The following is a 24,876-nucleotide window of genomic DNA, read 5'->3' as shown; positions in this document are numbered from 1 at the left end:
TCAGCGCCCGTCGAGCTGCTGCGCCAGGTAGTCGATCAGCGCGCGCAGGCTCGGCGGCAACTGCCGGTTCGGCCGCCACAGCAGCCAGGCCGCACCCTGGTAGGAGCCGGTGTAGCGCCACTCGGGGAGCACCTCGCGCAGTTCGCCGCATGCCAACGCCTCGGCCGCGGTGAAGTGCGGCAGGCAGGTGATGCCCAGGCCCTCGCGAGCCAGCAGCATCCGCGCCTCGCTGTGGTTGCAGGCGTACCGGCCACGCACCGCCACCACCTCCTGCTCGTCGCCGCGGCGGAAATGCCAGCGGTGGTCGTCCGCCGTTTCCGCGAGGAACAGGCAGCTGTGGCGCAACAGCTCCTGCGGGTGATGCGGCTCGCCGTGTGCGTCGAGATAGTCCGGGCTGGCGCAGAGCAGCTGGCGTACCTGGGTGATCGGGCGGCCGGCCAGCCCTTCCGGGGGCTGGTCGCCGACCCTCACCACCAGGTCGAAATGGTCGTCGATCAGATCCGGGCTGCGGTCGCTGAGCTGCACCTGCAGGTCGACGTCCGGGTAGCGGCGCAGGAATTGCGGCAGCAGCGGGTTGATCACGAAGCGCCCGAGCGCCTTCGGCACGCTCAGCCGAACCCGCCCGCGCGGGCTCTGCATCAGCCGCTCGCCGACGTCGGCCACCGCGCGGGCGGCGGCCATCAGTTCCAGCGCGTGGCCGTAGACCTCCTCGCCCGCGTCGGTCAGGCGCAGCTTGCGCGTGGTGCGTTCGAGCAGCCGCAGCGACAGGGCCTGCTCGAGGCGGGCGATCTGCCGGCTCACTGCCGAGGCGGTGCTGCCCTGCTGGCGGGCGACGGCCGAGAAGCTGCCCGTCTCGACCACCTGCACCAGGACCGCCAACCCCGGCAGCAGGGCGGCCAGTTCATCTGTGCTCACGGGGAATAAATCCTGTTCCGAAATGTCGGATTATCGCGCCCGCCTGGCTGGGGAACAATCGCGTTCCGTTCATGTGCGAGGGCGCGATGATGCGTATGGGGACTCGGCAGGCCGCTGAACTGGCGCTGCTGCTGGTGGCGGTGATCTGGGGCAGCAGCTACGCGGTGGCCAAGCAGGCGCTGCTGTTCTATCCGGTGCTCGGCTTCATCGCCGCGCGCTTCGGCCTGACCTGCCTGTTGCTGGCCCCGACACTGCGTGGTGCGGGTGCAGCGGCGCTGCGTCCGGGGTTGCCGCTGGGGCTGTTGCTGCTGGCGATCTTCCTGTGCGAGACCTACGGGGTGTTGCTGACCAGCGCGAGCAACGCGGCCTTGTTGATCAGCCTCTGCGTGCTGTTCACGCCCTTCGTCGAGTGGGCGCTGTTCGGCCGTCGTCCCCGGCCCCTGTTGCTGGCCGCCTGCGCGTTGGCGGTGGTCGGCGTCTGGCTGCTGACCGGCGGGGCGGCGATCCGCTTCGGGCTCGGCGATGGCCTGATGCTCGGCGCGGCGCTGCTGCGCGCGGGGTTCGTCTGCCTCACCCAGCGCCTGACCGCCGGCCGCGAGGTTCCGGCGCTGGCGCTGACGGCAGTGCAGAGCGCGGTGGTGGCGGTCGGCTGCCTGGCGCTCGCGTTCGTCCTGCCCGGCGGGCTGCCGGCGTTGCCGAGCAGTGGCGTGTTCTGGCTGGCGGTGGTTTACCTGGTGCTGTTCGCCACCTTGCTGGCGTTCTTCGTGCAGAACTTCGCGTTGCGCGCCTCCAGCCCGACCCGGGTGTCGATGCTGATGGGCACCGAGCCGCTGTTCGGCGCCCTGTTCGCCTCGCTGTGGCTGGACGAGCGGCTCGGCGCCAGTGGCTGGGCCGGCGGCGTGCTGCTGGTGCTGGCTTCGCTCTGGGCGGTGCGGCTCACCGCCGCGCCCGCGCATCCTGGCGAGCGGCTAAAGGACACCGGCGGGCGGAAGAAGAAAAGCATCAGGGCCCGGGCCGCGGTCTGAATCTTTCCACCCTTACGGAGGAAAGCCGATGAAAGCCATCAGCATCGAGGCGCCGGGCGGTCTTGACCGCCTGCGCCTGGTCGAGCATCCCGAGCCGGGTCAGCCCGGCCCTGGCGAGATTCGTGTTCGCCTACACGCCAGCTCGCTCAATTTCCACGATTACCTGGTCGTCTCCGGCAAGTCGCCGGCCGCCGACGGTCGGATTCCGATGGCCGACGGCGCCGGCGTGATCGAAGCCGTGGGCGAGGGCGTGAGCGAATTTTCCACCGGCGATTCGGTGGTGTCGTGCTTCTTCCCGCGCTGGCAGGACGGGCCACCGGCGGTAGGGGACTTCAGCCAGGTTCCGGGCGACGGCATCGACGGCTATGCGCGCGAGGCGGTGGTCTGCCCGGCCAGCTGGTTCACCCGTGCGCCTCAGGGTTTCAGCCATGCCGAGGCGGCGACGCTGACCACCGCAGGGCTCACCGCCTGGCGGGCGCTGGTGGTCGATGGCGCGCTAAAGGCCGGCGACACGGTGCTGGTGCTGGGCAGTGGCGGGGTCTCGGTGTTCGCCCTGCAGATCGCCAAGGCGATGGGCGCGCGGGTGATCGCCACCTCGTCTTCGGATGAAAAGCTCCAGCGCCTGCGCGAGCTGGGCGCCGACCACGGCATCAACTACAAGGCCGAGCCTGAATGGGGCAAGCGGGTGCGGGCGCTGACCGACGGGCGCGGCGTCGACCACGTGGTCGAGGTGGGCGGGCCGGGCACCCTGCCGCAGTCGATCGAAGCGGTGCGCATCGGTGGACACATTTCGCTGATCGGCGTGCTCACCGGGCGCGGCGGCGAGGTGCCCACGTCCCTGCTGATGGCCAGGCAGGCCCGTCTGCAGGGCCTGATCGTGGGCAGCCGCCGCGAGCAGCAGGACTTCGTCCGCGGCATCGATGCCATGGGGCTCAGGCCGGTGATCGACCGCCGCTTCGCCCTGGAGGAGATCGCCGAGGCGTTCCGCCACCAGGAGCAGGGCGCCCACTTCGGCAAGATCTGCCTGGAGTTCTGATCCGCGCCGCAGGCGACACCTAGTCGCCCGCGCGGCGCTCGAGCTTGCGGCCCAGCTTCGAGGCGTAGAACTCGCCGACGATGCCGCGCCGGAACACCAGCACGCAGAGCATGAAGATGATGCCGGTGACCAGCGTCACCGGCAGCTCCGAGGTCGCGAAGTAGTTGCCCAGGGTGGTCACCAGGGCGGCGCCGAACACCGGTCCGATCAGGGTGCCGATGCCGCCGAGCAGCGTCATCAGCACCACTTCGCCGGACATCTGCCAGCTCACGTCGGTCAGTGTCGCGAACTGGAAAACCAGCGCCTTCAGCCCGCCGGCAAGCCCGGCCAGGGCGGCGGAGATGACGAAGGCGCCGAGCTTGTAGCGATACACCGAATAGCCGAGGGAGATGGCGCGGTTCTCGTTCTCGCGGATCGACTTGAGGATCATCCCGTAGGGCGAATTGATGATGCGCCAGATCAGCAGCAGGCCGAGCAGGAACACCGCGAGCACGAAGAAGTACATGTTCAGCGGCTCGTTCAGGTCAATCAGCCCCAGCAGATGGCCCCGGGGCACGCCCTGGATGCCATCCTCGCCATGGGTGAACGGCGCCTGCAGGCAGAAGAAGAAAAACATCTGCGCCAGCGCCAGGGTGATCATCGTCGAATAGATGCCCTGCCTGCGTATCGCCAGGAAGCCGATCACCAGCCCCAGCAGCGCCGCGCCCGCGACGCCCACCAGAATCCCCAGCTCCGGCGAGAGCCCCCATTCCTTGACCGCATGGGCGGTGAAGTAGGCCGCGCCGCCGAAGAACGCCGCGTGGCCGAAGGAGAGGATGCCGGTGTAGCCCAGCAGCAGGTTGAAGGCGCAGGCGAAGAGCGCGAAGCACAGCACCTTCATCAGGAACACCGGGTAGAAATACAGCGGTGCGAGCACCAGGGCGACGATGCCCAGGGCGATCAGCACCGTTTCCGCGCGCAGGCGACGCCGTGGAGCGGTCATGACGGTATCCATCAGGCGTCCCTCCCCATGAGGCCCGCAGGCCTGACCAGCAGTACGATGGCCATGATCACGAAGATCACGATGTTCGAGGCTTCCGGATAGAACACCTTGGTCAGCCCCTCGAGAATGCCCAGCAGGTAGCCGGTGATGATCGCGCCGAGGATAGAGCCCATGCCGCCGACCACCACCACGGCGAACACCACGATGATCAGGTTCGAGCCCATCAGCGGGCTGACCTGGTAGATCGGTGCGGCCAGAATCCCGGCGAGGCCCGCCAGCCCGGCGCCCAGCCCGTAGGTGAAGGTCAGCAGCAGCGGCACGTTGATGCCGAAGGCGCGCACCAGCGTGGGGTTTTCCGTCGCCGCGCGCAGGGTGGCGCCCAGGCGGGTCTTCTCGATCAGCAGCCAGGTGCCCAGGCAGATCACCAGCGAGGCCAGCACGACCCAGGCGCGGTACTTGGGCAGGAACATGAAGCCCAGGTTGTAGCCGCCGGCGAGTTCCTTGGGGACGGCATAGGGCTGTCCGGAGGAGCCATAGAAGTAGCGCAGGGTGCCTTCCAGGGCGAGCGCGAGGCCGAAGGTGAAGAGCAGCCCGTAGAGGTGGTCGAGGTTGTACAGCCGCGACAGCGCGAAACGCTCGATCGCCGCGCTGGCGAGCCCCACCAGCAAGGGCGCCAGCAGCAGCGCCGGCCAGTAGCCGATGCCCAGCCAGGTCAGCAGCAGGTAGCCGGCGAAGGCGCCGAGCATGTACTGCGCCCCGTGGGCGAAGTTGATCACCTTGAGCAGGCCGAAAATGATCGCCAGGCCCAGGCTGAGCATGGCGTAGAAGGAGCCGTTGATCAGGCCGATCAGCAGCTGTCCAAGAAACGCCTGCAGCGGTACGCCGAAGATTGTCGTCATCAGACCCCCAGGGCTTCGTTGAGCATGGACATGCGGTCGGGCAATTGCTCGACGGCGAAGTGGTCGATCACCTGGCCGTGGTCGACGACGTAGAAGCGGTCGGCCACCTTGCTGGCGAAACGGAAGTTCTGCTCCACCAGGAGGATGGTCATGCCGCGCTGCTTGAGCGTGACCAGCACCTCGCCGATGCGCTGGACGATCACCGGCGCCAGGCCCTCGGTGGGTTCGTCGAGCAGGAGCAGCCGGGCCCCCGTGCGCAGGATGCGGGCGATGGCGAGCATCTGCTGTTCGCCGCCGGAGAGCTTGGTGCCCGCACTGTTGCGCCGCTCCTTGAGGTTGGGGAACAGCGTGTAGATCTCCTCCAGCGACATGCCGCCGGGGGCGACCACCGGTGGCAGGTTGAGGTTCTCGTCCACCGTGAGGGTGGCGAAGATGCCGCGCTCCTCGGGCACGTAGCCGATGCCGGCGTGGGCGGTGCGGTGCAGCGGCACGCGCATCATGTCCCGGCCGTCGAACTCGATGCTGCCGGTGCGGCTGCGGATGATGCCCATGATGGTGCGCAGGGCGGTGGTCTTGCCCACGCCGTTGCGGCCGAGCAGGGTCACGGTCTCGCCGGCCCGCACGTCCAGATCGATGCCCTGCAGGGCATGTCCTTCGCCGTACCAGGCGTTGAGCGCGCGGACCTTGAGCAGCGGGCTGGTCTCAGTCATCTTCGGTCCCCATGTAGGCGGTGCGGACGCGCTCGTCCTGGCTGACCGTGCGGTAGTCGCCGGACGTGAGGATTTCGCCGCGTTGCAGCACCGTCACCCGGTCGCACAGTTCGGCGACCACCTTCAGGTTGTGCTCCACCATCAGCACCGCCCGCTCGCGCGCCACCTCGCGGATGATCGCCGAGACCGTGTGCACGTCCTCGTGGCCCATCCCCGCCATCGGCTCGTCGAGCAGCAGCACCTTGGGTTCCAGCGCCAGGGTGGTGGCGATCTCCAGCACCCGCTTGCGGCCGTAGGAGAGGTCGGCCGCCGCGCGGTGACGCGCCTCCTGCAGGCCGACCGACTCGAGCAGCTGCAGGGCCCGCTCGTTCAGCCGGTCCAGCGCCCGCAGCGGCAGCCAGAACTGCGTGGCCAGCCCGTTCTGGCGCTGCAGGGCGACGCGTACGTTGTCCAGCACCGAGAGGTGCGGAAACACCGCCGAGATCTGGAACGAGCGCACCAGCCCCATCCGCGCGACCTTCGCCGGGTCGCTGCGGGTGATGTCCTGATCGAGCAGGCGGATGCTGCCGCTGGTGGGCTGGAGGAACTTGGTCAGCAGGTTGAACACCGTCGTCTTGCCGGCGCCGTTGGGGCCGATCAGGGCGTGGACGCGCGCGTGCTCGACGTCGATGTCGACGTTGTTCACCGCGACGAATCCGCCGAACTCCCGGCGCAGACCGCGCGCCGAGAGGACCACCCGGGAGGGCTGCGGCGAGGCGGTGTCCCGCGGCAGCACCGCCGCGTCGCTCACGCTGGCCAGGCTCATGGCGTGACCAGCGGGCAACCGCTGTCGGCCGGCTTGATGTAGGCCTGGTCGCCCGGCACGGTGGCGAGCACCTTGTAGTAGTCCCAGGGCTGCTTGCTTTCCTCGGGCGTCTTCACCTCCATCAGGTAGACGTCGCTGATCAGCCGGCCATTGGCGCCGACGCGACCGTTGCGGGCGAAGACGTCCTCGACCGGCATCTCGTGCATCGCCGCGGCGACCGCTTCGGTGGCGTCGGTTCCGGCCTTGTCGATGGCCTTGAGGTACTGCAGCACGCCCGAGTAGGTGCCGGCATGGACCATGTTCGGCATCCGGCCGGTGCGCTTGAAGAAGCGCTGGGAGAACTCGCGCGACTGCTCGTCGCGGTCCCAGTAGAAGCTCTCGGTGAGGGTCAGCCCCTGCGCCGCTTCCAGGCCCAGCCCGTGGACCTCGGCAAGGGTGAACAGCAGCGCCGCCAGGCGCTGGCCGCCGGCGACGATGCCGAACTCGGCGGCCTGCTTGATCGCGTTGGCGGTGTCCAGCCCGGCGTTGGCGAGGCCGATGACCTTGGCGCCGGACGACTGCGCCTGGAGCAGGAAGGACGAGTAGTCGGTGCTCGACAGGGGATGGCGCACCGAGCCCAGCACCTTGCCGCCGTTGGCGTTGACGAAGGTGGTGGTCTGCTCCTCCAGCGAATAGCCGAAGGCGTAGTCGGCGGTCAGGAAGTACCAGGTGTCGCCGCCCTGGGACACCAGCGCGCCGCCGGTGCCGACCGCCAGCGCATGGGTGTCGTAGGCCCAGTGGAAGCCGTAGGGCGAGCACTGCTTGCCGGTCAGCTCGGCGGTCGCGGCGCCGGTCACCACGTCGATCTTCTTCTTGTCCCTGGAGATGCCCTGCACGGCGAGGGCCACCGAGGAGGTGGTCAGCTCCATGATGGCGTCGACCTGCTCGCGGTCGTACCACTGGCGGGCGATGTTGGAGGCGATGTCGGGCTTGTTCTGATGGTCGGCGGTGACGATCTCGATCGGCGCGCCCTGCACCGAACCGCCGAAGTCCTCGGCGGCCATTCGCGCCGCCTCGACCGACCACTTGCCGCCGAAGTCGGCGTAGACCCCGGACTGGTCGTTGAGGATGCCGATCTTCACCTTGCCGTCGGAAATCTCGGCGGCCTGGGCGCTGACGCCGGTTGCCGCGATCACGCTTGCCGTTGCGATTGCCAGAAGCTTCATGGGTGTCTCCTTAGATGAACCGCACACACAGAGGGCGCGGCAGCCCGGTTCGTGGGGTTGCCGCGGGATGTTTCGGATGAACGTGGCCTGCGCGCCGCTCGTCGGAGCGGTTCGCGGGCAGGGCCGGGCCGCCGGGCGCAGGCGCGCAGGTGGCGGAGGGCGTTACGCATCGAGTGCGCATGCCGGAGGCGTCAGGTCTGGGGGCAGTGCGGAGGAAAGAGCGGGACGGAACGGCGGGGGCTTGGCGCCTTGGGGATGTAGCGCGGCTGTCGCCGGGGCTCGCGGGGCGTGATGGTCATGGGGTGTTCCCTATTATTGTTATTGGTCTGAATAAACGTAGCAGGGGTTTTGCCGGGTGCAACCGGGCGCATGGTCGTATCGCTGTCGTGTGGTGTGTATAGACTCCAGGAACGCAGACGAAGGGGAGATGACCATGCGCCGCGTGGTGTTCAATCAGAAAGGCGGTGTCGGCAAGTCCAGCATTGCCTGCAACCTGGCCGCGGTCAGCGCGTCCCAGGGTTACCGCACGCTGCTGGTGGACCTGGACGCCCAGGCCAATTCCAGCCACTACCTGACCGGCCTGACCGGGGACGACATCCCCACCGGCATCGCCGATTTCTTCAAGCTGACGCTGTCCTCCGGGCCTGCGGCCAAGAAGGCCCGTCCGGATATCTACGAGACGCCCTTCGACCTGCTGCACATCGTCACCGCCACCGCGGAGCTGGCCGACCTGCAGCCCAAGCTCGAGGCCAAGCACAAGATCAACAAGCTGCGAAAGCTGCTCGACGAACTCTCCGCCGACTACGAGCGGATCTACATCGACACGCCGCCAGCGCTCAATTTCTTCACCGTTTCGGCGCTGATAGCCGCCGATCGGTGCCTGGTGCCCTTCGACTGCGACAGCTTCTCCCGCCAGGCGCTGTACAGCCTGCTGGCCGAGATCGACGACCTCAAGGAAGACCACAACGAAGCGCTGGAGGTCGAGGGCATCGTGGTCAACCAGTTCCAGCCACGCGCCGCGCTGCCCCGGCAGATCATCGACGAGCTATTGGCCGAGGGGCTGCCCGTCCTGCCGGTGTACCTGATGAGCTCGGTGCGCATGCGCGAGTCGCACCAGGCCTGCCTGCCGCTGGTGCACCTGGACCCGGGGCACAAGCTGACCCGGCAGTTCGTCGAGCTGCACGACCTGCTGGAAAGCCACTAGGGCGCGATCAGCAGGTCGCACGGCGGCCGCTCCAGCATTTGCCGGACGAGGCTGCCGAGCAGGGCGCTGCTCAGCTCGCCGCGGCTGTGGCCGCCCAGGGCCAGCAGCTGCGGGCGCTGTTCGGCGAGGCTGGCGTCCAGGCAGTTGCTGCGCTCGCCCTGGCGGACCGCGTGGGTCAGGCGGCCCGGGGGGGCGTCCAGCTCGGCGGCCAGATCCTCGATCAGCTGGCCGAAGAGTTCGCGCTGCAGTGCCAGGCCGTCCTCGTCGGCGCCATGGACTTCCGCGACCTCGTGCACGTTGAGCGCATGCAGCACGCCGGTGGCCGGCAAAAGGCGCCAGGCGCAGCGCAAGGCGCGGCTGGCGCTACCGGAGAAGTCCAGCGCGGCGACGGCGCGCTGGTAGGGCGCGAGGTTGGGGCTGATGGCCAGCAGGACGGCGGCCGGACAGCGCAGCAGCACCCGTTCGAGGGTGGTGCCGGCAAACCCCTGGCTCGATTGCCGGTGGTGCGCGCCGAGCACCAGCAGGTCCGCCTCGAGCCCGGCGGTCTGGGCGAGGATTTCCTCCACCGGGCGCCCCTGGCGAATCCGCGGCTCCTCCTCGGGCAGGCCATAGTCACGCAGGCAACCGCGCAGATACGCCTGCGCCGAGGCGGGGTTCGTGGCCTCGTCCAGGACGTGCACCAGGCTCAGCCGGGCGCCGGCCTGGCGGGCCAGCTGGGCGGCGCGGCGCAGGGCGAGATCGGCTTCGGCGCTGAGGTCGTGGGCGACGAGAATGTGCTGAACCATGCAAGACCTCATGACGGACGGAGTGTCGGGCTTCGGCCAGGCCCTGAACGATGCGACCGTCTCAGGCGCGGGCGAGTTCGCCGGCCAGTTCCCCCAGCGCGGCCTGGCGTTCGGCCTGTTGCAGCGTGGCTCCGGGGTTGAGCGAGGACCAGCGTGGGTGCGCGCGGGCGCGCTGCAATGCGGCGGGCAGCTTGCCTTCGCGCCAGACCTTGTCCTGCGGCGCCTCCAGGCGCACGGCGTCGATCGCGGCATGGCCGCGGCGGGCCAGCGCCTGCAGCAGCTGGCGCTGGCGCAGGGCGAGCAGGCGCAGTACGGCGTCGTCCACGGTCAGCTCGCGCTGGCCCTTGAGCTTGCCCAGCAACCGGTTGCCGTAATGGCGCGCGGTCTGCGCGCCGCCGCCGACCACCGCGCCGAGCAGCGCCGCCGCGCCGAGGGTGATGCCGCCGACCAGCAGGTCGACCCCGGCGCCGGCCGCCGCGCCGGCCGCCACGCCGCCACCGATCCTGACGCCAAGCTGGCGCAGCGTTTCCGGGTTGAACAGGTCGTCCCCCCAGCGCCCGTCGAGCAGCGGCAGGTCGCTGGCCGAGGCGTCCTGCGGACGGAACCCATACAGCCGCAGCAGGGCCTCGACGCAGCGCTGTTCGCGGCCGCGTACCGCGTCGTGCAGCTCGCCGATGGCCTGGCGTTCCAGCTCGGGCTGGACGGCGACGCTGCGCCGGCAGGCCGCCGCGTCGATCAGAAGCTCGGCGATCAGGCGCTCGCCTTCGGCCTGGCGCGCGGCGGCCTGCGCCTCGTGGTCCTCGATCAGCCGCTGCAGCTGCGGGCGCGACGTCTCCAGCAGCAGCGCAAGGCTTTCGTACAGGCGGCGTTCGCCGTCGAGCGGCGGCGCCACGCTGTCGAAGCGCACCAGGGCATGCAGGCCCAGGCGCGCCAATGCCTCGCGCCACTGTTCTTCGCGATGGCCCGGCAGCGCGACGAAGTTGAGGATCGGCAACAGCGGCTTGCCGCAGGCGGCGAGCACGGCCAGCTCGTCGCGGTACTTGGCCAGCACCGGCTCGCGGGCATCGACCACATAGAGCCCGGCGTCGGAGGCCAGCAGCTGGCGCAGCACCTTGGCTTCCTGCTCGAAGCGCTGCCGAGCCTCGCTGCCTTCGAGGAAGCGGGCGACCCGTGCGGGGCCGTCGAGCCGCTCGCCCGGTCGCTCCAGCCGTTCCAGGTAATCGAGCAGGGCGATGGCATCTTCCAGGCCGGGCGTGTCGTAGAGTTCGAGCAGCGGCTCGCCGTCCACCGACAGCCGCGCACCTTCGACGTGGCGGGTGGTGCTGGGGCGATGCGAGACCTCGCCGAAGCCGACGTCCCGCGTCAGGGTGCGCAGCAGCGAGGTCTTGCCGGCATTGGTGTGGCCGACCAGGGCGAGTTTCAGCGGGCGGCTCATGGGCGTTCGCCTTCGACGGGTCTAGTCATGGCCGGTCTCCAGCCAGGTCAGGGGAGAGGTGCTCGCATGAGGCAGGCCCAGGGTGTCGAGCGCCTGGTGCCAGTCGCTCAGGCGGTCGCTGTCCAGCGCCTGTCCGGTGGGTGCCTGCAGCAGCCAGACCCGGGTGCTGCCGGCGCAGCGCGACAGCTCGCCGATCAGGGCCAGGGTGCCGCGATCCGGCGAGCGAAGCGGATCGCAGGCGATCACCAGGCGCGCCGGGACGAAGCGGCTCATCTGCTCCAGCAGGCGGCGCCGCTGCTCGCGGTCGTCGAGGATGCCGGCGTCAGCCACGCCCGCGGGCAGCGGGGGCGGCCAGGGCCGGCTGTCGTCCAGCTCGATCGCCACCAGCAGCGCGCCCGCCTCGCCGCCCAGGTGGCTGCCGGCGGTGGGCACGTGAAGCTGCGAGGGGGCCTCGTCGTTGATGCCCAGGCGCTCGCTCGGCGGCTGCAGGCGCTCGCGCAGCAGGCGGTAGGCCGGCAGCTGCAGATCGAGGTGCAGCGCCTTGCGGCCCCGCCGCCAGCGCCACAGGCACAGCAGCGCGAGCAGCAGGCGCGGCAGCAGGCCATAGATCAGCACCACGCCCACCAGCCAGCCGGCCCAGGCCTGGCGCGCGCTTTCCACCCCGCCGGTGCCGCCGCTGGCGCGGATCTGCCCGATGTCCGGCAGGCTGAAGCCGAGCAGGGCCGGGAGCGCACCGAGGGCCTGGGTCAGCGAGATGAAGGTGGCTTCGCCGAGGATGGTGGTTTCCCAGACGAAACCGTAGCGCCGCGTCGCCAGCAGGGCGAGCAGGGTGACCAGGGCGCTGCCCATCGCCAGGGTCCAGAGGCCGTGGACACCGAGGCCCAGCACCCAGCGCCCGAGGCGGCGCTGGTGCAGCACCGACAACAGTGCAGGGGCGAGCTGGGCGGCGCGGGCATCGCGCGCCAGCTTTTCGCTGAGCCACAGCCAGAGCCTGCCGAGGGCACCGCCGTCGCCGGCAAGGAACAGGCCCAGCGCCCAGCCGATCAGCGTCAGCAGGTTGAGCCCGAGCAGGCTGCCCAGCGCCCAGAACACGTTGACCGGCCGCTGGCCGTCTCCGAGCGCGGCAAGCCCGAGCCCGGCGCCGGTCATCAGGGCCAGCAGCACCAGGCCGAAGCCGGCCAGGCGGGCGCCCTGGCGCCAGTGCCGTAACGCCTCGACGAGGCCGTCGCGGCGTGCCAGCCAGAGCGCCCGGCTTTCGATCAGCGTGGGCAGGTCGCCACCCAGGGTGCGCGCCTGACGGTTGGCTTCGGCATCTTCCAGCGGACCGGCATGCTCCTCGCGCAGGCGCACGGCTTCGGTCAGCCAGAGACGATCAAGGGGAGTGAGCGGGGTATGGGGCACGCGTACTCTCGCAGGCTGTAGTCCGGTTGGACCGCCGTCGGGAGAAGGTGATCGTCCCGACACCGGTCAGCCGAAAGAGTACGTGGTACGCGCCGCGCTTGTCGCGCCCGGCGACAGGGCGTCAGGCGGGCCAGCGCTGCGCGGCCGTCCCTGGCCGCGACGGGACGGTCAAGGGTTCAGGCGTTGACGCAGCTGCACCGCGACGTCCGGCTGGTCGATGAACAGGCCATCGATGCCGGTATCGAGGAAGGCGCGGATTTCCGCTTCGATGTCGCCGCGATCCTGCGGCTCGGTGCCGTTGCGCAGGTTCGTCGGCAGGAAGGCGTTCTCGGCGCGGAAGGTGTACGGATGGACCTTCAGCCCGGCGGCATGGGCGTCGGCGACGAAGCGGGTAGGGGTGCCGAGGTTGCCGTTGGCATCGCGCGGGATGATGTAGCTCTTGTCCGGGCCGACGCCGGCGGCGTAGCGGGCGATTTCCCTGAGGCCGGCCGGGGTGGCCATCTGCGCGTAGGTCAGGCCGGTGCCGCGCACCTGCTGGTCATAGGGCTGTCCGGAACCGAACAGCTGCACCAGGCGGATCGAGGTCATGCGGCTCAGGGCCTTGAGGTTGTCGACTTCGAACGACTGGATGTACACCGGCGAGCGGGGGCTGTTGTAGCCGTTGCGCTGGAGAATGCGCACCAGCGGCTTTTCCATCGCCAGGCCCAGCTGCTGGAAGTGGGTCCCGTGCTTGAGTTCCGGGTACAGGCCGATGACGCGCTGCTGGCTCAGCTGCAGCGATTTGACCAGGTCGATGATCTCCTGGAGGGTCGGAATCTCCAGGCCGCCGTCCAGGCGGGCGTTACCGGGGCGGATCTGCGGGATACGTTCGATGGCGCGCAGGGTCTTGAGCTCGGCCAGGGTGAAATCCTCGCTGAACCAGCCGGTGAGGCTCACGCCGTCGACCGTCTGGGTGCGCTTGCGGTCGGCGAATTCCGGGCGCTGCGAGACGTCGGTGGTCAACCCCAGTTCGTTGTCGTGACGGGCGACGAGCTGGCCGTCCCGGGTCATGACCAGGTCCGGTTCCACGTAATCGGCACCCTGCATCACCGCCAGCGCGTAGGACGCCAGTGTGTGTTCGGGCACGTAGCCACTGGCTCCGCGGTGGGCGACGATCAGAGGTTCGGCGTCCGCGCGGTCCTTGTGCAGGGCCGCGGCGTTGTCGCCGGGCGCGGCGAAGGTGGCGAGCGGTAGCAGCAGGCCGAAGGCGGCCAGCCAGTTGCGGAGCACAGCGTTTTTCTTGTCGGCCATGGTGGCGTCTCCTGGGGTGGGAACCCAAAGGCTGCCTCAGCAAGATGACGAACCCTTGACGCTTTTACGAGCGTTCATTGCATTCTGACGAACGCGACGGCTTCCCGTCGCTTCGCCACCCGCTCTACTCTGCTATTCTCGCGCGATGAATACCACTCGTCTGCCTCTCGCCCTCATCGTTGCCGTGGCCCGTAACGGCGTCATCGGCGTTGACAACCGCCTGCCCTGGCACCTGCCCGCCGAGCTGAAGTACTTCAAGTCCGTCACCCTCGGCAAGCCCGTGCTCATGGGCCGCAAGACCTGGGAATCCCTCGGTCGCCCGCTGCCCGGCCGCCTCAACCTGGTGATCAGCCGCCAGACGGGCTATTCGCCGGAAGGCGCCGAAGCCTTCGCCAGCCTCGACGAGGCGCTGGCGCGTGGCGATGCCTGGGGGCGCGAGCAGGGCGCCAGCGAGCAGATGCTGATCGGCGGGGCGCAGCTCTATACGCAGGCGCTGCCGCAGGTGCAGCGTCTCTATCTGACGCGGGTGGACCTGGCGCCGGAGGGCGATGCCTTCTTTCCAGCCTGGGACGAGGCGCAGTGGCGCTGCGTCAGCCGCGACGAACACGCCGCCGAGGACGACCGTCCGGGCTACGCCTGCGAGGTGTGGGAGCGCCGCTGAGGCTCAGCCCAGCGTCAGCAGCTCGGGTTTCACGTCGCGGCCCTGGATATGCAGCAGCGCCAGGCTGATCGGCAGCTTGAAGCGCCGCGGTCCCGCGCTGCCGGGGTTGAGGTAGATCACCCCGTCGCGCTCTTCCACCGCCGGCTTGTGGGAATGGCCACTGATGACCACGCGAATCCCCTCGGCGGCGGGATCGATGTCCAGTTCCTTGAGGTCGTGCAGCAGGTAGAGCGAGACCCGGCCGAAGTGGATGACCAGACGCTCCGGAATCGCTTGTGCCCAGTCCTGCTGATCGTTGTTGCCGCGCACGACCGAGAGCGGCGCGAGGCGTTCGAGCGCCTGCAGGATTTCCGGCTTGCCGATGTCACCGGCATGGACGATGTGATCGCAGCCGCTCAGGCGTTCCAGGGCCTCGGGTCGCAGCAGGCCGTGGGTGTCGGCGATCAGTCCGATGCGCAGCGCTCGGTGGGTCGGAAGATCCATGGGAAGCTCCGTCTTGCCGGGGGAGAGGTAGCCAATGGCTATGCATGAAACGCCCTAAAGCGCAGCGATGCAAGCCCAACGACGCGTGCGGCTCGCAGCCAGGCGCGATACCCGGCGAACGACGCCCGGACGGCGTCCGGCAGGCTCGATTCGGACAGTTTCGATGGCCGATCGGAGGCGGGCGTCTCTGCGAGTCGGCTGGAAGGCGGGCGTCGCCTGTCACGGGCGACGCGCCGGCGGGCCGCTCCCGTGGGGGAAGCGGCCGGTGGGTCGTCAATCGTCCAGCATGGCCTTGTTGCGTACCGCGCCCTTGTCGGCGCTGGTGGCGAGCAGGGCGTAGGCCTTGAGCGCGGTGGTCACCTTGCGCGCGCGTGGCGCGGCCGGCTTCCAGCCCTTCTTGTCCTGCTCGATGCGGCGGTGGGACAGCTCTTCGTCGCTGACCAGCAGGTTGATGCTGCGGTTGGGGATGTCGATCAGCACCTTGTCGCCGTCCTGAACCAGGCCGATGGCGCCGCCGGCCGCCGCTTCAGGCGAGGCGTGGCCGATGGACAGGCCCGAGGTGCCGCCGGAGAAGCGGCCGTCGGTGAGCAGGGCGCACGCCTTGCCCAGGCCCTTGGACTTCAGGTAGCTGGTCGGATACAGCATTTCCTGCATGCCCGGGCCGCCCTTCGGGCCTTCGTAGCGGATGATGACGATGTCGCCGGCTTTCACCTCGTCGTTGAGGATGCCCTTCACCGCGCTGTCCTGGCTTTCGAAGATCTTGGCGTTGCCTTCGAAGACCAGGATGGATTCGTCCACCCCGGCGGTCTTCACCACGCAGCCGTCCAGCGCGATGTTGCCGTAGAGCACGGCCAGGCCGCCCTCCTGGGAGTAGGCATGCGCGACGCTGCGGATGCAGCCGTTCTGGCGGTCGTCGTCCAGGGTGTCCCAGCGGGTCGACTGGCTGAACGCCGTCTGGGTCGGGATGCCTGCCGGGCCGGCCTTGAAGAAGGTCTTCACGGCTTCGTCCTGGGTGACGGTGACGTCCCATTTCTCGATGGCTTCGCCCAGGGTGCGGCTGTGCACGGTGGGCAGGTCGGTGTTGAGCAGGCCGCCACGGGCCAGCTCGCCGAGGATGCCGATGATGCCGCCGGCGCGGTGCACGTCTTCCATGTGGTACTTCTGGATGTTCGGCGCGACCTTGCACAGCTGCGGCACCTTGCGCGACAGCGCGTCGATGGCGCGCAGGTCGAAGTCGACCTCGGCCTCCTGGGCGGCGGCGAGCAGGTGCAGGATGGTGTTGGTCGAGCCACCCATGGCGATGTCCAGCGTCATGGCGTTCTCGAACGCCTGGTAGCTGGCGATGTTGCGCGGCAGGACCGACTCGTCGCCCTCGCCGTAATAGCGCTTGCACAGCTCGACCGCGGTGCGGCCGGCCTGCAGGAACAGCTGTTCGCGGTCGGCATGGGTGGCGAGCAGCGAGCCGTTGCCCGGCAGCGCCAGGCCCAGGGCCTCGGTCAGGCAGTTCATCGAGTTGGCGGTGAACATCCCCGAGCAGCTGCCGCAGGTCGGGCAGGCGCTGCGCTCGTACTCGGCGACCGTCTCGTCGGAGGCGTTGCTGTCGGCCGCGATGACCATCGCGTCGACCAGGTCAAGGCCGTGGCTGGCGAGCTTGGTCTTGCCGGCTTCCATCGGGCCGCCGGAGACGAACACCACCGGGATGTTCAGGCGCAGGGCGGCCATCAGCATGCCGGGGGTGATCTTGTCGCAGTTGGAGATGCAGACGATGGCGTCGGCGCAGTGGGCGTTGACCATGTACTCCACCGAGTCGGCGATGATCTCGCGCGAAGGCAGCGAATAGAGCATGCCGTCGTGGCCCATGGCGATGCCGTCGTCGACCGCGATGGTGTTGAATTCCTTGGCGACGCCGCCGTGCTTCTCGATCTCGCGGGCGACCAGCTGGCCCAGGTCCTTCAGGTGCACGTGGCCGGGCACGAACTGGGTGAAGGAGTTGGCGATGGCGATGATCGGCTTCTTGAAGTCTTCGTCCTTCATCCCGGTGGCCCGCCACAGTGCGCGGGCACCGGCCATGTTGCGGCCATGGGTGGAGGTTTTCGAGCGATAGTCAGGCATGGCGGTTTCCTACGCGATCAGGCAGTCAGGTTATGTGCGTATCGTGAGCGTCGACCGGTGTGGATGCAAACGGCGATGGCCGTACGGTGCGGAAGTGGCCATTCGGCGAGGCGGGGTCACCGCTCGCAGGGGCCTGGGCTCACTGGCCCGCCGGGGGATGGTTGGCGAGGAATGGCGCGATTCTACGCCGCATGGCGCAGGGGCGAAAGACTGGCCCATGAAGTGCAATGGCGGGCGCCGGGCGCGGTCGGGGACGCCTGGTCTCGACCGCGATCCTCGCTCCAGGCGCCGTCAGACGGGATGCTCGACGCCGCGCAGGCGTTCGGACCGGCGGCGCAACAGTTCCAGCGTCACCAGCAGGGCGATCGACAGCAGGATCAGCAGGGTGGCGATGGCCAGGATGCTCGGGCTGATCTGCTCGCGCAGGCCGGAGAACATCTGTCGCGAGATGGTGCGTTGCTGCGGGCCGGCCATGAACAGGATCACCACCACTTCGTCGAACGAGGTGATGAAGGCGAACAGCGCGCCGGAGATCACGCCGGGGCGGATCAGCGGCATGATCACGTCGAAGAACACCCGCAGCGGGCTGGCGCCGAGGTTGAGCGCCGCGCGTACCAGCGAATAGTCGAAGCCGGCCAGGGTGGCGGTCACGGTGATGATCACGAACGGCGTGCCCAGCGCCGCATGGGCCAGGATCACGCCCAGGTAGCTGCCGGCCAGGCCCAGGTCCGAATAGAAGAAGAACATGCCGGCGGCGGTGATGATCAGCGGCACGATCATCGGCGACAGCAGCAGGGCGGTGATCAACCGGCGCAGCGGCATGTCGTCCCGCGCCAGGCCCACCGCCGCGCAGGTGCCCAGGGCGGTCGCGATCAGGGTCGCGCAGATGCCGATGAAGAAGCTGTTCCTGACCGCCAGCATCCACTTGGGATCGTTGAAGATCTCCCGGTACCAGCGCAGGGAATAGGCGTCGGGCTGGAACGTCAGCATGCCTTCGGTGAAGCTGAAGAACGGCTCGACGTTGAACGACAGCGGCACGATCACCAGGATCGGCAGCATCAGGAAGAGCAGTACCAGCCAGGAGCTGGCCTTGAGCAGCCAGGCGCCGAGGCGGTGCCAGAATCCGTAATAGGCGGTCGTCATCGGCTTACCCCAGCTTGATGTTGCTGACGCCGACGAAGCGGTCGTACAGCCAGTAGAGCAGCAGGATCACCGCGAGCAGCAGCGAGCCGAGCGCGGCGGCCAGCTCCCAGTTGTTCGAGCGCTGCATGTGGAAGGCGATGATGTTGCTGATCATCTGCCCATCGGTCCCGCCGACCAGCGCGGGGGTGATGTAGTAGCCCACCGAGATGATGAAGACCAGCAGCGCCCCGGCGCTCAGGCCCGGCAGCGTCATCGGGAAGTAGACCCTGGCGAAGGCCGGCAGCGGCTTGGCGCCAAGCGACATCGCCGCCCGCAGGTAGCTGGGGTCGATGCCGCGCATCACGCTGTAGAGCGGCAGCACCATGAACGGCAGCAGGATGTGGGTCATTGCCACCACGGTGGCGAACGAGGTGTAGAGCATCTCGAACGGCGTGCCGATCAGGCCGATACCGAGCAGCAGGGAGTTGATCACGCCGTTGGTCTGCAGCAGCGCGATCCAGGCGGTGGTGCGCACCAGCAACGAGGTCCAGAACGGCAGCAGCACCATCACCAGCAGCAGGTTGGCGCGGCGTTCCGGCAGGTTGGCCAGGTAATAGGCCAGGGGATAGCCGAGCAGGGCGCAGAGCAGGGTGATCACCAGCGCCATCTTCAGCGTCTTGCCGTACAGCTGCAGGTAGATCTGGGTGTCCTCGCGCACCTGCAGGCCCTGTTCGGGATGCAACTGCAGGTCCAGCGCCGTCAGGTAATAGTCATAGGTGTAGCGCTGCCCGGCGCGCTGGATCGCATGCCAGACGTCCGGACGGCTCCAGTTGCGATGGGCGTCGAGCAGGGTGTCGGCGCCCTTGGCCTGGAGCTGCCCGGCATCGAGCCGGCCGACCTGGCGCGCGCTGCTCTTCACCACGCTGGACATGCCGGCGTAGGCGCGGTTGAGCTCTTCGGCGAGCTTGCCGGAGAGGCGTTCGCCGGCGAGCCCGTGCAGCTCGCGGGCGAAGGTGTCGAGGGTGTCCCGGTCCGGGGTGGCCTGGCCATCCCAGCGCTGCAGCTGTCCGAGGGTCTGCGGAATCAGCTCGGCGACCGTCGGGTGGTGGACGCTGCGCCAGAGCATGCTGGCGATGGGGGCGACGAAGGTCACCAGGATGAACGCCAGCAGCGGCACGACGAACAGGAAAGCGGTCAGCCGTCTGCGGCGTCTGGCGCGTGTGGCCTGGCCGGCCTCGGTAGTGGTGAGGGATGACAAGCAGGGGCTCCTGCGCAGCGCTGACGGTCGAGGTGGATCGCGCCCGGCCGCTCGGCCGGGCGCGGGTCGGTTACTTCAACAGCCACTCGTTGAATCTCTCGCCGAGCGATTCGCCGTAGTCGGCCCAGAACTCGGAACCGGCCTGGATGCCCTTGTCCAGGTGGGCGGTGGGCAGGTGCGGCGCGGCGGTGGGGTCCATCATCGGCGTGGAGGACTTGCGAGTCGGGCCGTAGGCGACGTCCGACATTCCGGCCAGCGGCTTGGACTCGGTGGCGTAGGCGATGAACTTGAGCGCCAGGTCCTTTTTCTTCGAGCCCTTGAGGATGGCCCAGGCGTCGAGGTCGTAGACATGGCCGTCCCAGACGATCACGAAGGGTTTGTTTTCCTGGCGGATCGAATCGTAGAAGCGGCCGTTGGCCGACTGCACCAGCACGGCGCCGCCGTCGTTGAGCAGTTGCGGTGCCTGGGACCAGGAATCGAACCAGACGATGTCCTTCTTGATGGTGGCCAGCTTGTCGAAGGCGCGCTGCTGCCCTTCGGGCGTCGCCAGCACCTCGTAGACGTCTTCCGGCGGCACGCCATCGGCCATCAGCGCCCATTCCATGTTCACCTGCGGACGCTTGCGCATGGCACGTTTGCCCGGGATCTTGCCCAGGTCGAAGAAGTCGCCGATCGAGGCGGCCGCGGTACCGCCGATGGTGTCCTTGTTGTAGGCGAAGACCACCGACCAGACGATGTTGCCCACGGCGCATTCGCTGGCCAGGGCCTCGGGGATGAAGTCCTCGGCCGCCGGCGTGCCGTCGGCGCCGGCCGGCAGGATGTCGCGCGGGAGTTCTTCGAGCAGGCCTTCGGAGCAGGCGCGCTCCAGGTCGATCACCTCGACGTCGACCACGTCCCACTGGACGTTGCCGGATTCGACCTGGGCCTTCATTTCCGCCACGCCGCCGGTGTAGTCCTCGAACAGCACCTTGACCCCGGTGTCGTTCTGGAAGGGATCGATCATGTGCTTCTGCTGGGCCGCGCCATAGGCGCCGCCCCAGGAAACGACGGTCAGGCTTTCGGCCGCGTAGGCGGTCTGGGCGGCCAGGCCGATGGCCGCCGCCAGGGCCAGTGCGGGGAAGTGAAGTGTCAGTGGTTTCGCCATGGGTGATGCTCCGTCCGTTCAGTGGGTGTTCGCGCTTGCTCAGGGTCCGCTGTGCATCGTCGATTCACTGCCTGGCGATGCCTTGCCGCCTGCTCTCCACGCGGCCCGTTCGGGCCGACGCTTGCTGCCTGCTCTAGACGGGCGCGGGTGCCGGTGCGCCGTCGAGGGCCTGGCTGTCATGCGGCAGCCAGGCCAGGGACACTTCCTGCCGGGCGTTGAACTGCGGCGCCGAGCGGTCGTTCATGTTCTTGACCACCAGCTCGGTGCCGGTCGTCGTCTCGAAGTGGTAGCGGATGTATTCGCCGACGTAATGACGGGTCACGAAGCGCGCCTTGACCCGGTTGCCGGCGCTGCCCAGGTGGTCGCTGAAGGTGAGCTTTTCCGGACGGATCGAGACGGTGGTCGGCTGGCCGACTTCGCTGCAGTCGACTTTCAGGCTGCTGACCTGCTCGCCGTCGGCCAGCCGCACCGTGACGGTGTCCTCGCCGACCGCCTCGATCACGCCGCCGAGCTTGTTGCTCTCGCCGATGAAGTCGGCGACGAACAGGTTGGCCGGGCGCTCGTAGAGCACGTGGGGCGCGGCGCACTGCTGCACCACGCCGTGGTTGAAGACGGCGATGCGGTCGGACATGGTCAGCGCTTCGGTCTGGTCATGGGTGACGTAGATCACCGTGAAGCCCAGCTGCTCGTGCAGGCGCTTGATCTCGAACTGCATCTGCTCGCGCAGCTTCTTGTCCAGGGCCCCGAGCGGCTCGTCCATCAGCACGATGTCGGGGGAGAAGATCAGCGCGCGGGCCAGTGCCACGCGCTGGCGCTGGCCGCCGGAAAGCTGGGCGGGATATCGGTTGCCGAAGGCCTGCAGCTCGACCAGAGCGAGGTATTCGTCGACCTTGGCGCGGATCTCCTCCTTCGGTCTCTTGCGGACCTTCAGCGGGTAGGCGAGGTTTTCGCGCAGGGTCATGTGGGGAAACAGCGCGTATTGCTGGAACACCATGCCGATGTTGCGATGGTAGGGGGCGATGCTGGTGACCGGACGGCCGTCGATGAGGATCTCGCCGCTGGTCACGTCCTCGAAGCCTGCCAGCATCATCAGGCAGGTGGTCTTGCCCGAGCCGGACGGGCCGAGCAGGGTGATGAACTCGCCACGGGCGACGTCGAGGTTGAAATCCTTCACCACCAGGGTCTTGTGGTCGTAGGTCTTCTTGACGTGGGTGAATTGCAGGAAGGGTGTGCCACCGGCCTGTGCGTCCATATCCCCGCTAGGTCCTTTCCAGGGGCGCGGCGTCTGGCCTGGCCCGATTTGAGGCGTCTGCCTGCTTCATTTGGGAGCGGCAGTATCAGCGAGGTTGAAAAGCAATTAGCGGGCCATGGGTGCCTCATCCACGGTGCTGCGCTCTGCGGCGGGCTCTAGGCGGTCGGGAAGTCGCCCTGGTCATCATGGCGGTGTAGGGACGCGTAACACCCGCCCGGCGGGTGGGCGGCCGGCGCCATGCCTGCCGCTGGTGCGGCCTGGCGCCGGGCTGTGCCTTGGCGGTGCGCTCAGCTGTTGGGCAGCAGGCGGCAGGTGAGGCTCTTGATGTAGCGCGTCTCGGGAATCGCGGGGTGCACCGGGTGGTCCGGGCCCTGGGCACCGCGCTCGAGCAGCTGGATGTTGCGGTCCAGGTGGCGGGCGCTGGAGAGCAGGATGTTCTGCAGGTCGTCCTCGGGCAGGTGCATGGAGCACGACGCGCTCACCAGGACCCCGTCCTTGCTCAGCAGGCGCATGGCCTGCTCGTTGAGGCGACGATAGGCCGCTTCGCCGTTCTTCAGGTCCTTCTTGCGCTTGATGAAGGCGGGCGGGTCGGCGATGACCACGTCGAAGCGTTCTTCGGCCGCCTTGAGTTCCTTGATCGCCTCGAACACGTCGCCCTCGACGCTGACCAGACGCTCGGCGACGCCATTGAGGGTGGCGTTGCGCTCGACGCCATCGAGGGCGAAGGCCGAGGCGTCGACGCACATCACTTCGGTCGCGCCGAAGGCGGCCGCCTGCACGCCCCAGCCACCGATGTAGCTGAACAGGTCGAGCACGCGCTTGCCCTTGACGTAGGGCGCCAGGCGCGCGCGGTTCATGCGGTGGTCATAGAACCAGCCGGTCTTCTGGCCCTGCATCACCGGGGCCTCGAACTTCACGCCGTTCTCTTCCAGCGCGACCCACTCGGGGACCACGCCGAAGGCGGTGTCGACGTAGCGTTCGAGCCCTTCGGCGTCGCGCGCGCTGGAGTCGTTCTTCCACAGCACGCCGCGTGGCTTGAGTACCTGCACCAGGGCTTCGAGGACGGCCTCGCGGTGCTGCTCCATGGTGGCCGAGGCGAGCTGCACCACCAGGATGTCGTGGAAGCGATCGACCACCAGGCCGGGCAGCAGGTCGGAGTCGCCATAGACCAGGCGGTAGCAGGGCTGGTCGAACAGCCGTTCGCGCAACGACAGCGCCACCTTGATCCGGTGCACCAGCAGCGACTTGTCGAGGCTGTGCTTGAGGTCGCGCGACAGCAGGCGCGCGCAGATCAGATTGTTCGGCGACACGCCGACGATGCCCAGTGGTCGCCCGCCCGCGGCTTCGAGCACCGCCTGGGCCCCGGCCGGGAAGGCGTTGAGCGGGGTCACCGCGGTGTCGATCTCGTTGCTGTAGACCCACAGGTGGCCGGCGCGCAGGCGACGGTCGGCGTTGGCTTTGAGGCGCAGGCTGGGCAGTGTCATTAAGGCGCTCCGGCAAAAGGGGCGGGATTATAGGCTAAAGCCATAGGCACCAGGCACCGGCTGCGGGCGGCTTCTGAGGCCGCCTCGGCAGCACGGGCCGGAAGGAGTGGGTGGGGGCTCAGGCCGCTGCCAGTGCGTCGATCAGGGCCTGGCTGAAGGCGGGGATGTCGTCCGGTTTGCGGCTGCTGATCAGGTTGCCGTCGACCACCACCTGCTCGTCTACCCAGTTGGCGCCGGCGTTCTTCAGGTCGTCGGTCAGCGACGGCCAGCTGGTCATGCGCTTGCCCTTGACCAGGTCGGCGGAAATCAGCAGCCAGCCGCCATGGCAGATCACCGCGATGGTCTTGCCGGCGCGGGCCGCGTCGCGGACCAGCTCCTGGGCCATCTCGTCGGTGCGGATGGTGTCGGAATTGACCACGCCGCCGGGCAGCAGGATGGCGTCGTAGTCTTCGACGCGGATGCTGTCGAAGGTGTTGTCCACCGGAAACTCGTCCGCCGGCGTGGTGTGGTTCCAGCCGGTGACCTTGCCGCCCTTGGCGGAAATGATCTCGGCCTTGGCGCCGGCTTTCTCGAGCGCCTCCTTCGGCCCGGTCAGCTCGGCCTGTTCGAAGCCGTCGGTGACCAAGATGGCGACACGTTTACCCGCGATTTCATTGGCCATGTTATCTCCTCCTCGGTAACAAAAAAGGACACGCCTTTTGGCGCCGCTCTCTTGAAATCCGACCACCTTCTCGGCCAAAGTTTCGCTCCGGCCACAGGATGGCCTATTGCCTTCTCTCCCTCGAGTCGTTGCCATGGCCGTCGAATTAACCGCGGAGCAGATCCGCCACGTGTTGCAGGGAATCAGCGTGCCGCCTCAGCCGCAGATCCTGGTGGACCTGCAGATGGAACAGGTGATGCCGGTTCCGGACCTCAAGATCATCGCCCGCCTGATCAGCCAGGACCCGGGGCTTTCCGGGGCGCTGCTGAAGATCGTCAATTCGCGTTTCTTCGAGCTGTCCAACCGCATCGCCTCGATCCAGCAGGCGGTCAACCTGCTGGGCTGCGACTCGGTGATCAACCTGATCAACGCCCAGTCGATCAAGGGCGAGATGAGCGACGAGACCATCGTCACCCTCAACCGCTTCTGGGACACCGCCCAGGACGTGGCCATGACCAGCCTGACCCTGGCCAAGCGGATCGGCTACCAGGCCCCCGACGAGGCCTATACCCTCGGGCTGTTCCACGACTGCGGCATTCCGCTGATGCTCAAGCGCTTCCCCAACTACATGGGCGTGCTCGAAGAAGCCTATGCCAGCTGCTGCGCCGAACAGCGCATCGTCGATGTCGAGAACCGCGTGCTCAACACCAACCACGCGGTGGTCGGCTACTTCACCGCCAAGTCCTGGAACCTGCCGCTGCGGCTGTGCGACGCGATCGCCAATCACCACAACGCCTGGTCGCTGTTCGTCGACGATTCGGGGCGCGATGCCCAGCTCAAGACGCTGCTGGCGATCCTCAAGATGGCCGAGCACATCTGTGCCTGCCACCGCGTGCTCGGCGGGCAGGAAGAGGACCACGAGTGGGCGCACATTTCCCAGCTGGTGCTCGAATACGTGGGCCTGTCGGAATACGACTTCCTCAACCTCAAGGACAGCATCCGCGAACTCGGCGTGGCCTAGTGCCGCG

Annotated in this window: 23 protein-coding genes; 5 read left to right on the top strand and 18 right to left on the bottom strand. The window is 68.3% G+C overall.

Going from position 1 to position 24,876, the window contains the following annotated elements:
* Positions 1–915 (bottom strand): LysR family transcriptional regulator, encoded by a 915-nt coding sequence (locus DN824_RS08060; protein WP_138407833.1) that lies wholly within the window; start codon positions 913–915, stop codon positions 1–3.
* Between the two features lie 89 nt (positions 916–1,004).
* Here DN824_RS08060 and DN824_RS08055 point away from each other — a divergent pair, with 89 nt between their 5' ends.
* The gene (locus DN824_RS08055) at positions 1,005–1,940 is read left to right on the top strand and encodes a DMT family transporter (protein WP_241666672.1); all 936 of its coding nucleotides are present in this window, start codon (positions 1,005–1,007) and stop codon (positions 1,938–1,940) included.
* A 28-nt stretch (positions 1,941–1,968) separates the two neighbouring features.
* Positions 1,969–2,976: a zinc-dependent alcohol dehydrogenase family protein gene (locus DN824_RS08050; RefSeq protein WP_138407832.1), complete on the top strand. Its 1,008-nt coding sequence runs from the start codon at positions 1,969–1,971 to the stop codon at positions 2,974–2,976.
* A 19-nt stretch (positions 2,977–2,995) separates the two neighbouring features.
* Here DN824_RS08050 and DN824_RS08045 read toward each other — a convergent pair whose 3' ends face one another.
* Genes DN824_RS08045 through DN824_RS08025 form a run of 5 tightly spaced genes read right to left on the bottom strand, consistent with a single transcriptional unit; the run spans position 2,996 to position 7,577 of the window.
* Positions 2,996–3,958, bottom strand: coding sequence for a branched-chain amino acid ABC transporter permease (locus DN824_RS08045; RefSeq protein ID WP_414718401.1), 963 nt, complete (start codon positions 3,956–3,958; stop codon positions 2,996–2,998).
* An 11-nt stretch (positions 3,959–3,969) separates the two neighbouring features.
* Positions 3,970–4,857 (bottom strand): branched-chain amino acid ABC transporter permease, encoded by an 888-nt coding sequence (locus DN824_RS08040; RefSeq protein ID WP_138407830.1) that lies wholly within the window; start codon positions 4,855–4,857, stop codon positions 3,970–3,972.
* On the bottom strand, positions 4,857–5,567 hold the full coding sequence (locus DN824_RS08035) for an ABC transporter ATP-binding protein (RefSeq protein WP_138407829.1): 711 nt from the start codon (positions 5,565–5,567) through the stop codon (positions 4,857–4,859). Before DN824_RS08035 ends, DN824_RS08040 begins: the two co-directional genes overlap by 1 nt.
* A complete protein-coding gene (locus tag DN824_RS08030; RefSeq protein ID WP_138407828.1) occupies positions 5,560–6,372 on the bottom strand; it encodes an ABC transporter ATP-binding protein in 813 nt (270 codons plus the stop codon). Before DN824_RS08030 ends, DN824_RS08035 begins: the two co-directional genes overlap by 8 nt.
* Positions 6,369–7,577 carry an ABC transporter substrate-binding protein gene (locus DN824_RS08025; RefSeq protein WP_138407827.1) on the bottom strand — a complete coding sequence of 403 codons (1,209 nt, stop codon included), beginning with the start codon at positions 7,575–7,577 and terminating at the stop codon, positions 6,369–6,371. Before DN824_RS08025 ends, DN824_RS08030 begins: the two co-directional genes overlap by 4 nt.
* A 433-nt stretch (positions 7,578–8,010) precedes the next feature.
* On the opposite strand from DN824_RS08025, the gene DN824_RS08020 reads away from it, so the two are divergent.
* Positions 8,011–8,781, top strand: a complete 771-nt coding sequence (locus DN824_RS08020) for a ParA family protein (protein ID WP_138407863.1) — start codon at positions 8,011–8,013, stop codon at positions 8,779–8,781.
* Here the strand turns inward: DN824_RS08020 and DN824_RS08015 are convergent.
* The 4 genes from DN824_RS08015 to DN824_RS08000 all read right to left on the bottom strand — a co-directional run bounded on the left by DN824_RS08015 (position 8,778) and on the right by DN824_RS08000 (position 13,692).
* Positions 8,778–9,566: a universal stress protein gene (locus DN824_RS08015; RefSeq protein WP_138407826.1), complete on the bottom strand. Its 789-nt coding sequence runs from the start codon at positions 9,564–9,566 to the stop codon at positions 8,778–8,780. The genes DN824_RS08020 and DN824_RS08015 overlap by 4 nt on opposite strands.
* A 61-nt stretch (positions 9,567–9,627) precedes the next feature.
* On the bottom strand, positions 9,628–11,001 hold the full coding sequence (locus tag DN824_RS08010) for a GTPase/DUF3482 domain-containing protein (RefSeq protein WP_138407825.1): 1,374 nt from the start codon (positions 10,999–11,001) through the stop codon (positions 9,628–9,630).
* A gap of 21 nt (positions 11,002–11,022) precedes the next feature.
* Complete coding sequence (locus DN824_RS08005; RefSeq protein WP_138407824.1) at positions 11,023–12,402, bottom strand: DUF2868 domain-containing protein; 1,380 nt, start codon at positions 12,400–12,402, stop codon at positions 11,023–11,025.
* A gap of 168 nt (positions 12,403–12,570) precedes the next feature.
* Positions 12,571–13,692, bottom strand: coding sequence for a glycerophosphodiester phosphodiesterase (locus tag DN824_RS08000; RefSeq protein WP_138407823.1), 1,122 nt, complete (start codon positions 13,690–13,692; stop codon positions 12,571–12,573).
* A 145-nt stretch (positions 13,693–13,837) separates the two neighbouring features.
* Between DN824_RS08000 and DN824_RS07995 the strand changes: the two genes are divergently transcribed.
* A complete protein-coding gene (locus DN824_RS07995) occupies positions 13,838–14,353 on the top strand; it encodes a dihydrofolate reductase (RefSeq protein ID WP_138407822.1) in 516 nt (171 codons plus the stop codon).
* Between the two features lie 3 nt (positions 14,354–14,356).
* Here the strand turns inward: DN824_RS07995 and DN824_RS07990 are convergent, their stop codons facing one another.
* The 8 genes from DN824_RS07990 to DN824_RS07955 all read right to left on the bottom strand — a co-directional run bounded on the left by DN824_RS07990 (position 14,357) and on the right by DN824_RS07955 (position 23,869).
* Positions 14,357–14,836: a metallophosphoesterase family protein gene (locus tag DN824_RS07990; RefSeq protein WP_138407821.1), complete on the bottom strand. Its 480-nt coding sequence runs from the start codon at positions 14,834–14,836 to the stop codon at positions 14,357–14,359.
* Between the two features lie 273 nt (positions 14,837–15,109).
* Positions 15,110–16,948, bottom strand: coding sequence for a dihydroxy-acid dehydratase (ilvD, locus tag DN824_RS07985; RefSeq protein ID WP_138407820.1), 1,839 nt, complete (start codon positions 16,946–16,948; stop codon positions 15,110–15,112).
* Positions 16,949–17,239: 291 nt separating this feature from the next.
* Entirely contained in the window at positions 17,240–18,091 is an 852-nt protein-coding gene (locus DN824_RS07980) for an ABC transporter permease (protein WP_138407819.1), read from the bottom strand.
* A gap of 4 nt (positions 18,092–18,095) precedes the next feature.
* The gene (locus tag DN824_RS07975) at positions 18,096–19,328 is read right to left on the bottom strand and encodes an ABC transporter permease (protein ID WP_138407818.1); all 1,233 of its coding nucleotides are present in this window, start codon (positions 19,326–19,328) and stop codon (positions 18,096–18,098) included.
* A gap of 70 nt (positions 19,329–19,398) precedes the next feature.
* The gene (locus DN824_RS07970; protein WP_138407817.1) at positions 19,399–20,472 is read right to left on the bottom strand and encodes an ABC transporter substrate-binding protein; all 1,074 of its coding nucleotides are present in this window, start codon (positions 20,470–20,472) and stop codon (positions 19,399–19,401) included.
* Between the two features lie 133 nt (positions 20,473–20,605).
* Positions 20,606–21,724, bottom strand: a complete 1,119-nt coding sequence (locus tag DN824_RS07965; protein ID WP_138407816.1) for an ABC transporter ATP-binding protein — start codon at positions 21,722–21,724, stop codon at positions 20,606–20,608.
* Between the two features lie 287 nt (positions 21,725–22,011).
* A complete protein-coding gene (locus tag DN824_RS07960) occupies positions 22,012–23,208 on the bottom strand; it encodes a class I SAM-dependent rRNA methyltransferase (RefSeq protein WP_138407815.1) in 1,197 nt (398 codons plus the stop codon).
* Positions 23,209–23,326: 118 nt separating this feature from the next.
* A complete protein-coding gene (locus tag DN824_RS07955; RefSeq protein WP_138407814.1) occupies positions 23,327–23,869 on the bottom strand; it encodes a type 1 glutamine amidotransferase domain-containing protein in 543 nt (180 codons plus the stop codon).
* Positions 23,870–24,002: 133 nt separating this feature from the next.
* On the opposite strand from DN824_RS07955, the gene DN824_RS07950 reads away from it, so the two are divergent.
* The gene (locus DN824_RS07950) at positions 24,003–24,869 is read left to right on the top strand and encodes an HDOD domain-containing protein (protein ID WP_138407813.1); all 867 of its coding nucleotides are present in this window, start codon (positions 24,003–24,005) and stop codon (positions 24,867–24,869) included.
* Positions 24,870–24,876: the final 7 nt, after the last annotated feature.

The sequence above is a fragment of the Stutzerimonas nosocomialis genome (genome assembly GCF_005876855.1).
GTDB lineage: Bacteria > Pseudomonadota > Gammaproteobacteria > Pseudomonadales > Pseudomonadaceae > Stutzerimonas > Stutzerimonas nosocomialis.
Note: the sequence above shows the minus strand (reverse complement) of the source record. Positions and strands in the feature narration are given on the sequence as shown.

Excerpts from the sequence above, each read along its gene's own strand:
- DN824_RS08055 (WP_241666672.1), top strand. The coding sequence starts at position 1,005 with ATGCGTATGGGGACTCGGCAGGCCGCTGAACTGGCGCTGCTGCTGGTG.
- DN824_RS08050 (WP_138407832.1), top strand. The coding sequence starts at position 1,969 with ATGAAAGCCATCAGCATCGAGGCGCCGGGCGGTCTTGACCGCCTGCGC.
- DN824_RS08045 (WP_414718401.1), bottom strand. The coding sequence starts at position 3,958 with ATGACCGCTCCACGGCGTCGCCTGCGCGCGGAAACGGTGCTGATCGCC.
- DN824_RS08040 (WP_138407830.1), bottom strand. The coding sequence starts at position 4,857 with ATGACGACAATCTTCGGCGTACCGCTGCAGGCGTTTCTTGGACAGCTG.
- DN824_RS08035 (WP_138407829.1), bottom strand. The coding sequence starts at position 5,567 with ATGACTGAGACCAGCCCGCTGCTCAAGGTCCGCGCGCTCAACGCCTGG.
- DN824_RS08030 (WP_138407828.1), bottom strand. The coding sequence starts at position 6,372 with ATGAGCCTGGCCAGCGTGAGCGACGCGGCGGTGCTGCCGCGGGACACC.
- DN824_RS08025 (WP_138407827.1), bottom strand. The coding sequence starts at position 7,577 with ATGAAGCTTCTGGCAATCGCAACGGCAAGCGTGATCGCGGCAACCGGC.
- DN824_RS08020 (WP_138407863.1), top strand. The coding sequence starts at position 8,011 with ATGCGCCGCGTGGTGTTCAATCAGAAAGGCGGTGTCGGCAAGTCCAGC.
- DN824_RS08015 (WP_138407826.1), bottom strand. The coding sequence starts at position 9,566 with ATGGTTCAGCACATTCTCGTCGCCCACGACCTCAGCGCCGAAGCCGAT.
- DN824_RS08010 (WP_138407825.1), bottom strand. The coding sequence starts at position 11,001 with ATGAGCCGCCCGCTGAAACTCGCCCTGGTCGGCCACACCAATGCCGGC.
- DN824_RS08000 (WP_138407823.1), bottom strand. The coding sequence starts at position 13,692 with ATGGCCGACAAGAAAAACGCTGTGCTCCGCAACTGGCTGGCCGCCTTC.
- DN824_RS07995 (WP_138407822.1), top strand. The coding sequence starts at position 13,838 with ATGAATACCACTCGTCTGCCTCTCGCCCTCATCGTTGCCGTGGCCCGT.
- DN824_RS07990 (WP_138407821.1), bottom strand. The coding sequence starts at position 14,836 with ATGGATCTTCCGACCCACCGAGCGCTGCGCATCGGACTGATCGCCGAC.
- ilvD (WP_138407820.1), bottom strand. The coding sequence starts at position 16,948 with ATGCCTGACTATCGCTCGAAAACCTCCACCCATGGCCGCAACATGGCC.
- DN824_RS07980 (WP_138407819.1), bottom strand. The coding sequence starts at position 18,091 with ATGACGACCGCCTATTACGGATTCTGGCACCGCCTCGGCGCCTGGCTG.
- DN824_RS07970 (WP_138407817.1), bottom strand. The coding sequence starts at position 20,472 with ATGGCGAAACCACTGACACTTCACTTCCCCGCACTGGCCCTGGCGGCG.
- DN824_RS07965 (WP_138407816.1), bottom strand. The coding sequence starts at position 21,724 with ATGGACGCACAGGCCGGTGGCACACCCTTCCTGCAATTCACCCACGTC.
- DN824_RS07960 (WP_138407815.1), bottom strand. The coding sequence starts at position 23,208 with ATGACACTGCCCAGCCTGCGCCTCAAAGCCAACGCCGACCGTCGCCTG.
- DN824_RS07955 (WP_138407814.1), bottom strand. The coding sequence starts at position 23,869 with ATGGCCAATGAAATCGCGGGTAAACGTGTCGCCATCTTGGTCACCGAC.
- DN824_RS07950 (WP_138407813.1), top strand. The coding sequence starts at position 24,003 with ATGGCCGTCGAATTAACCGCGGAGCAGATCCGCCACGTGTTGCAGGGA.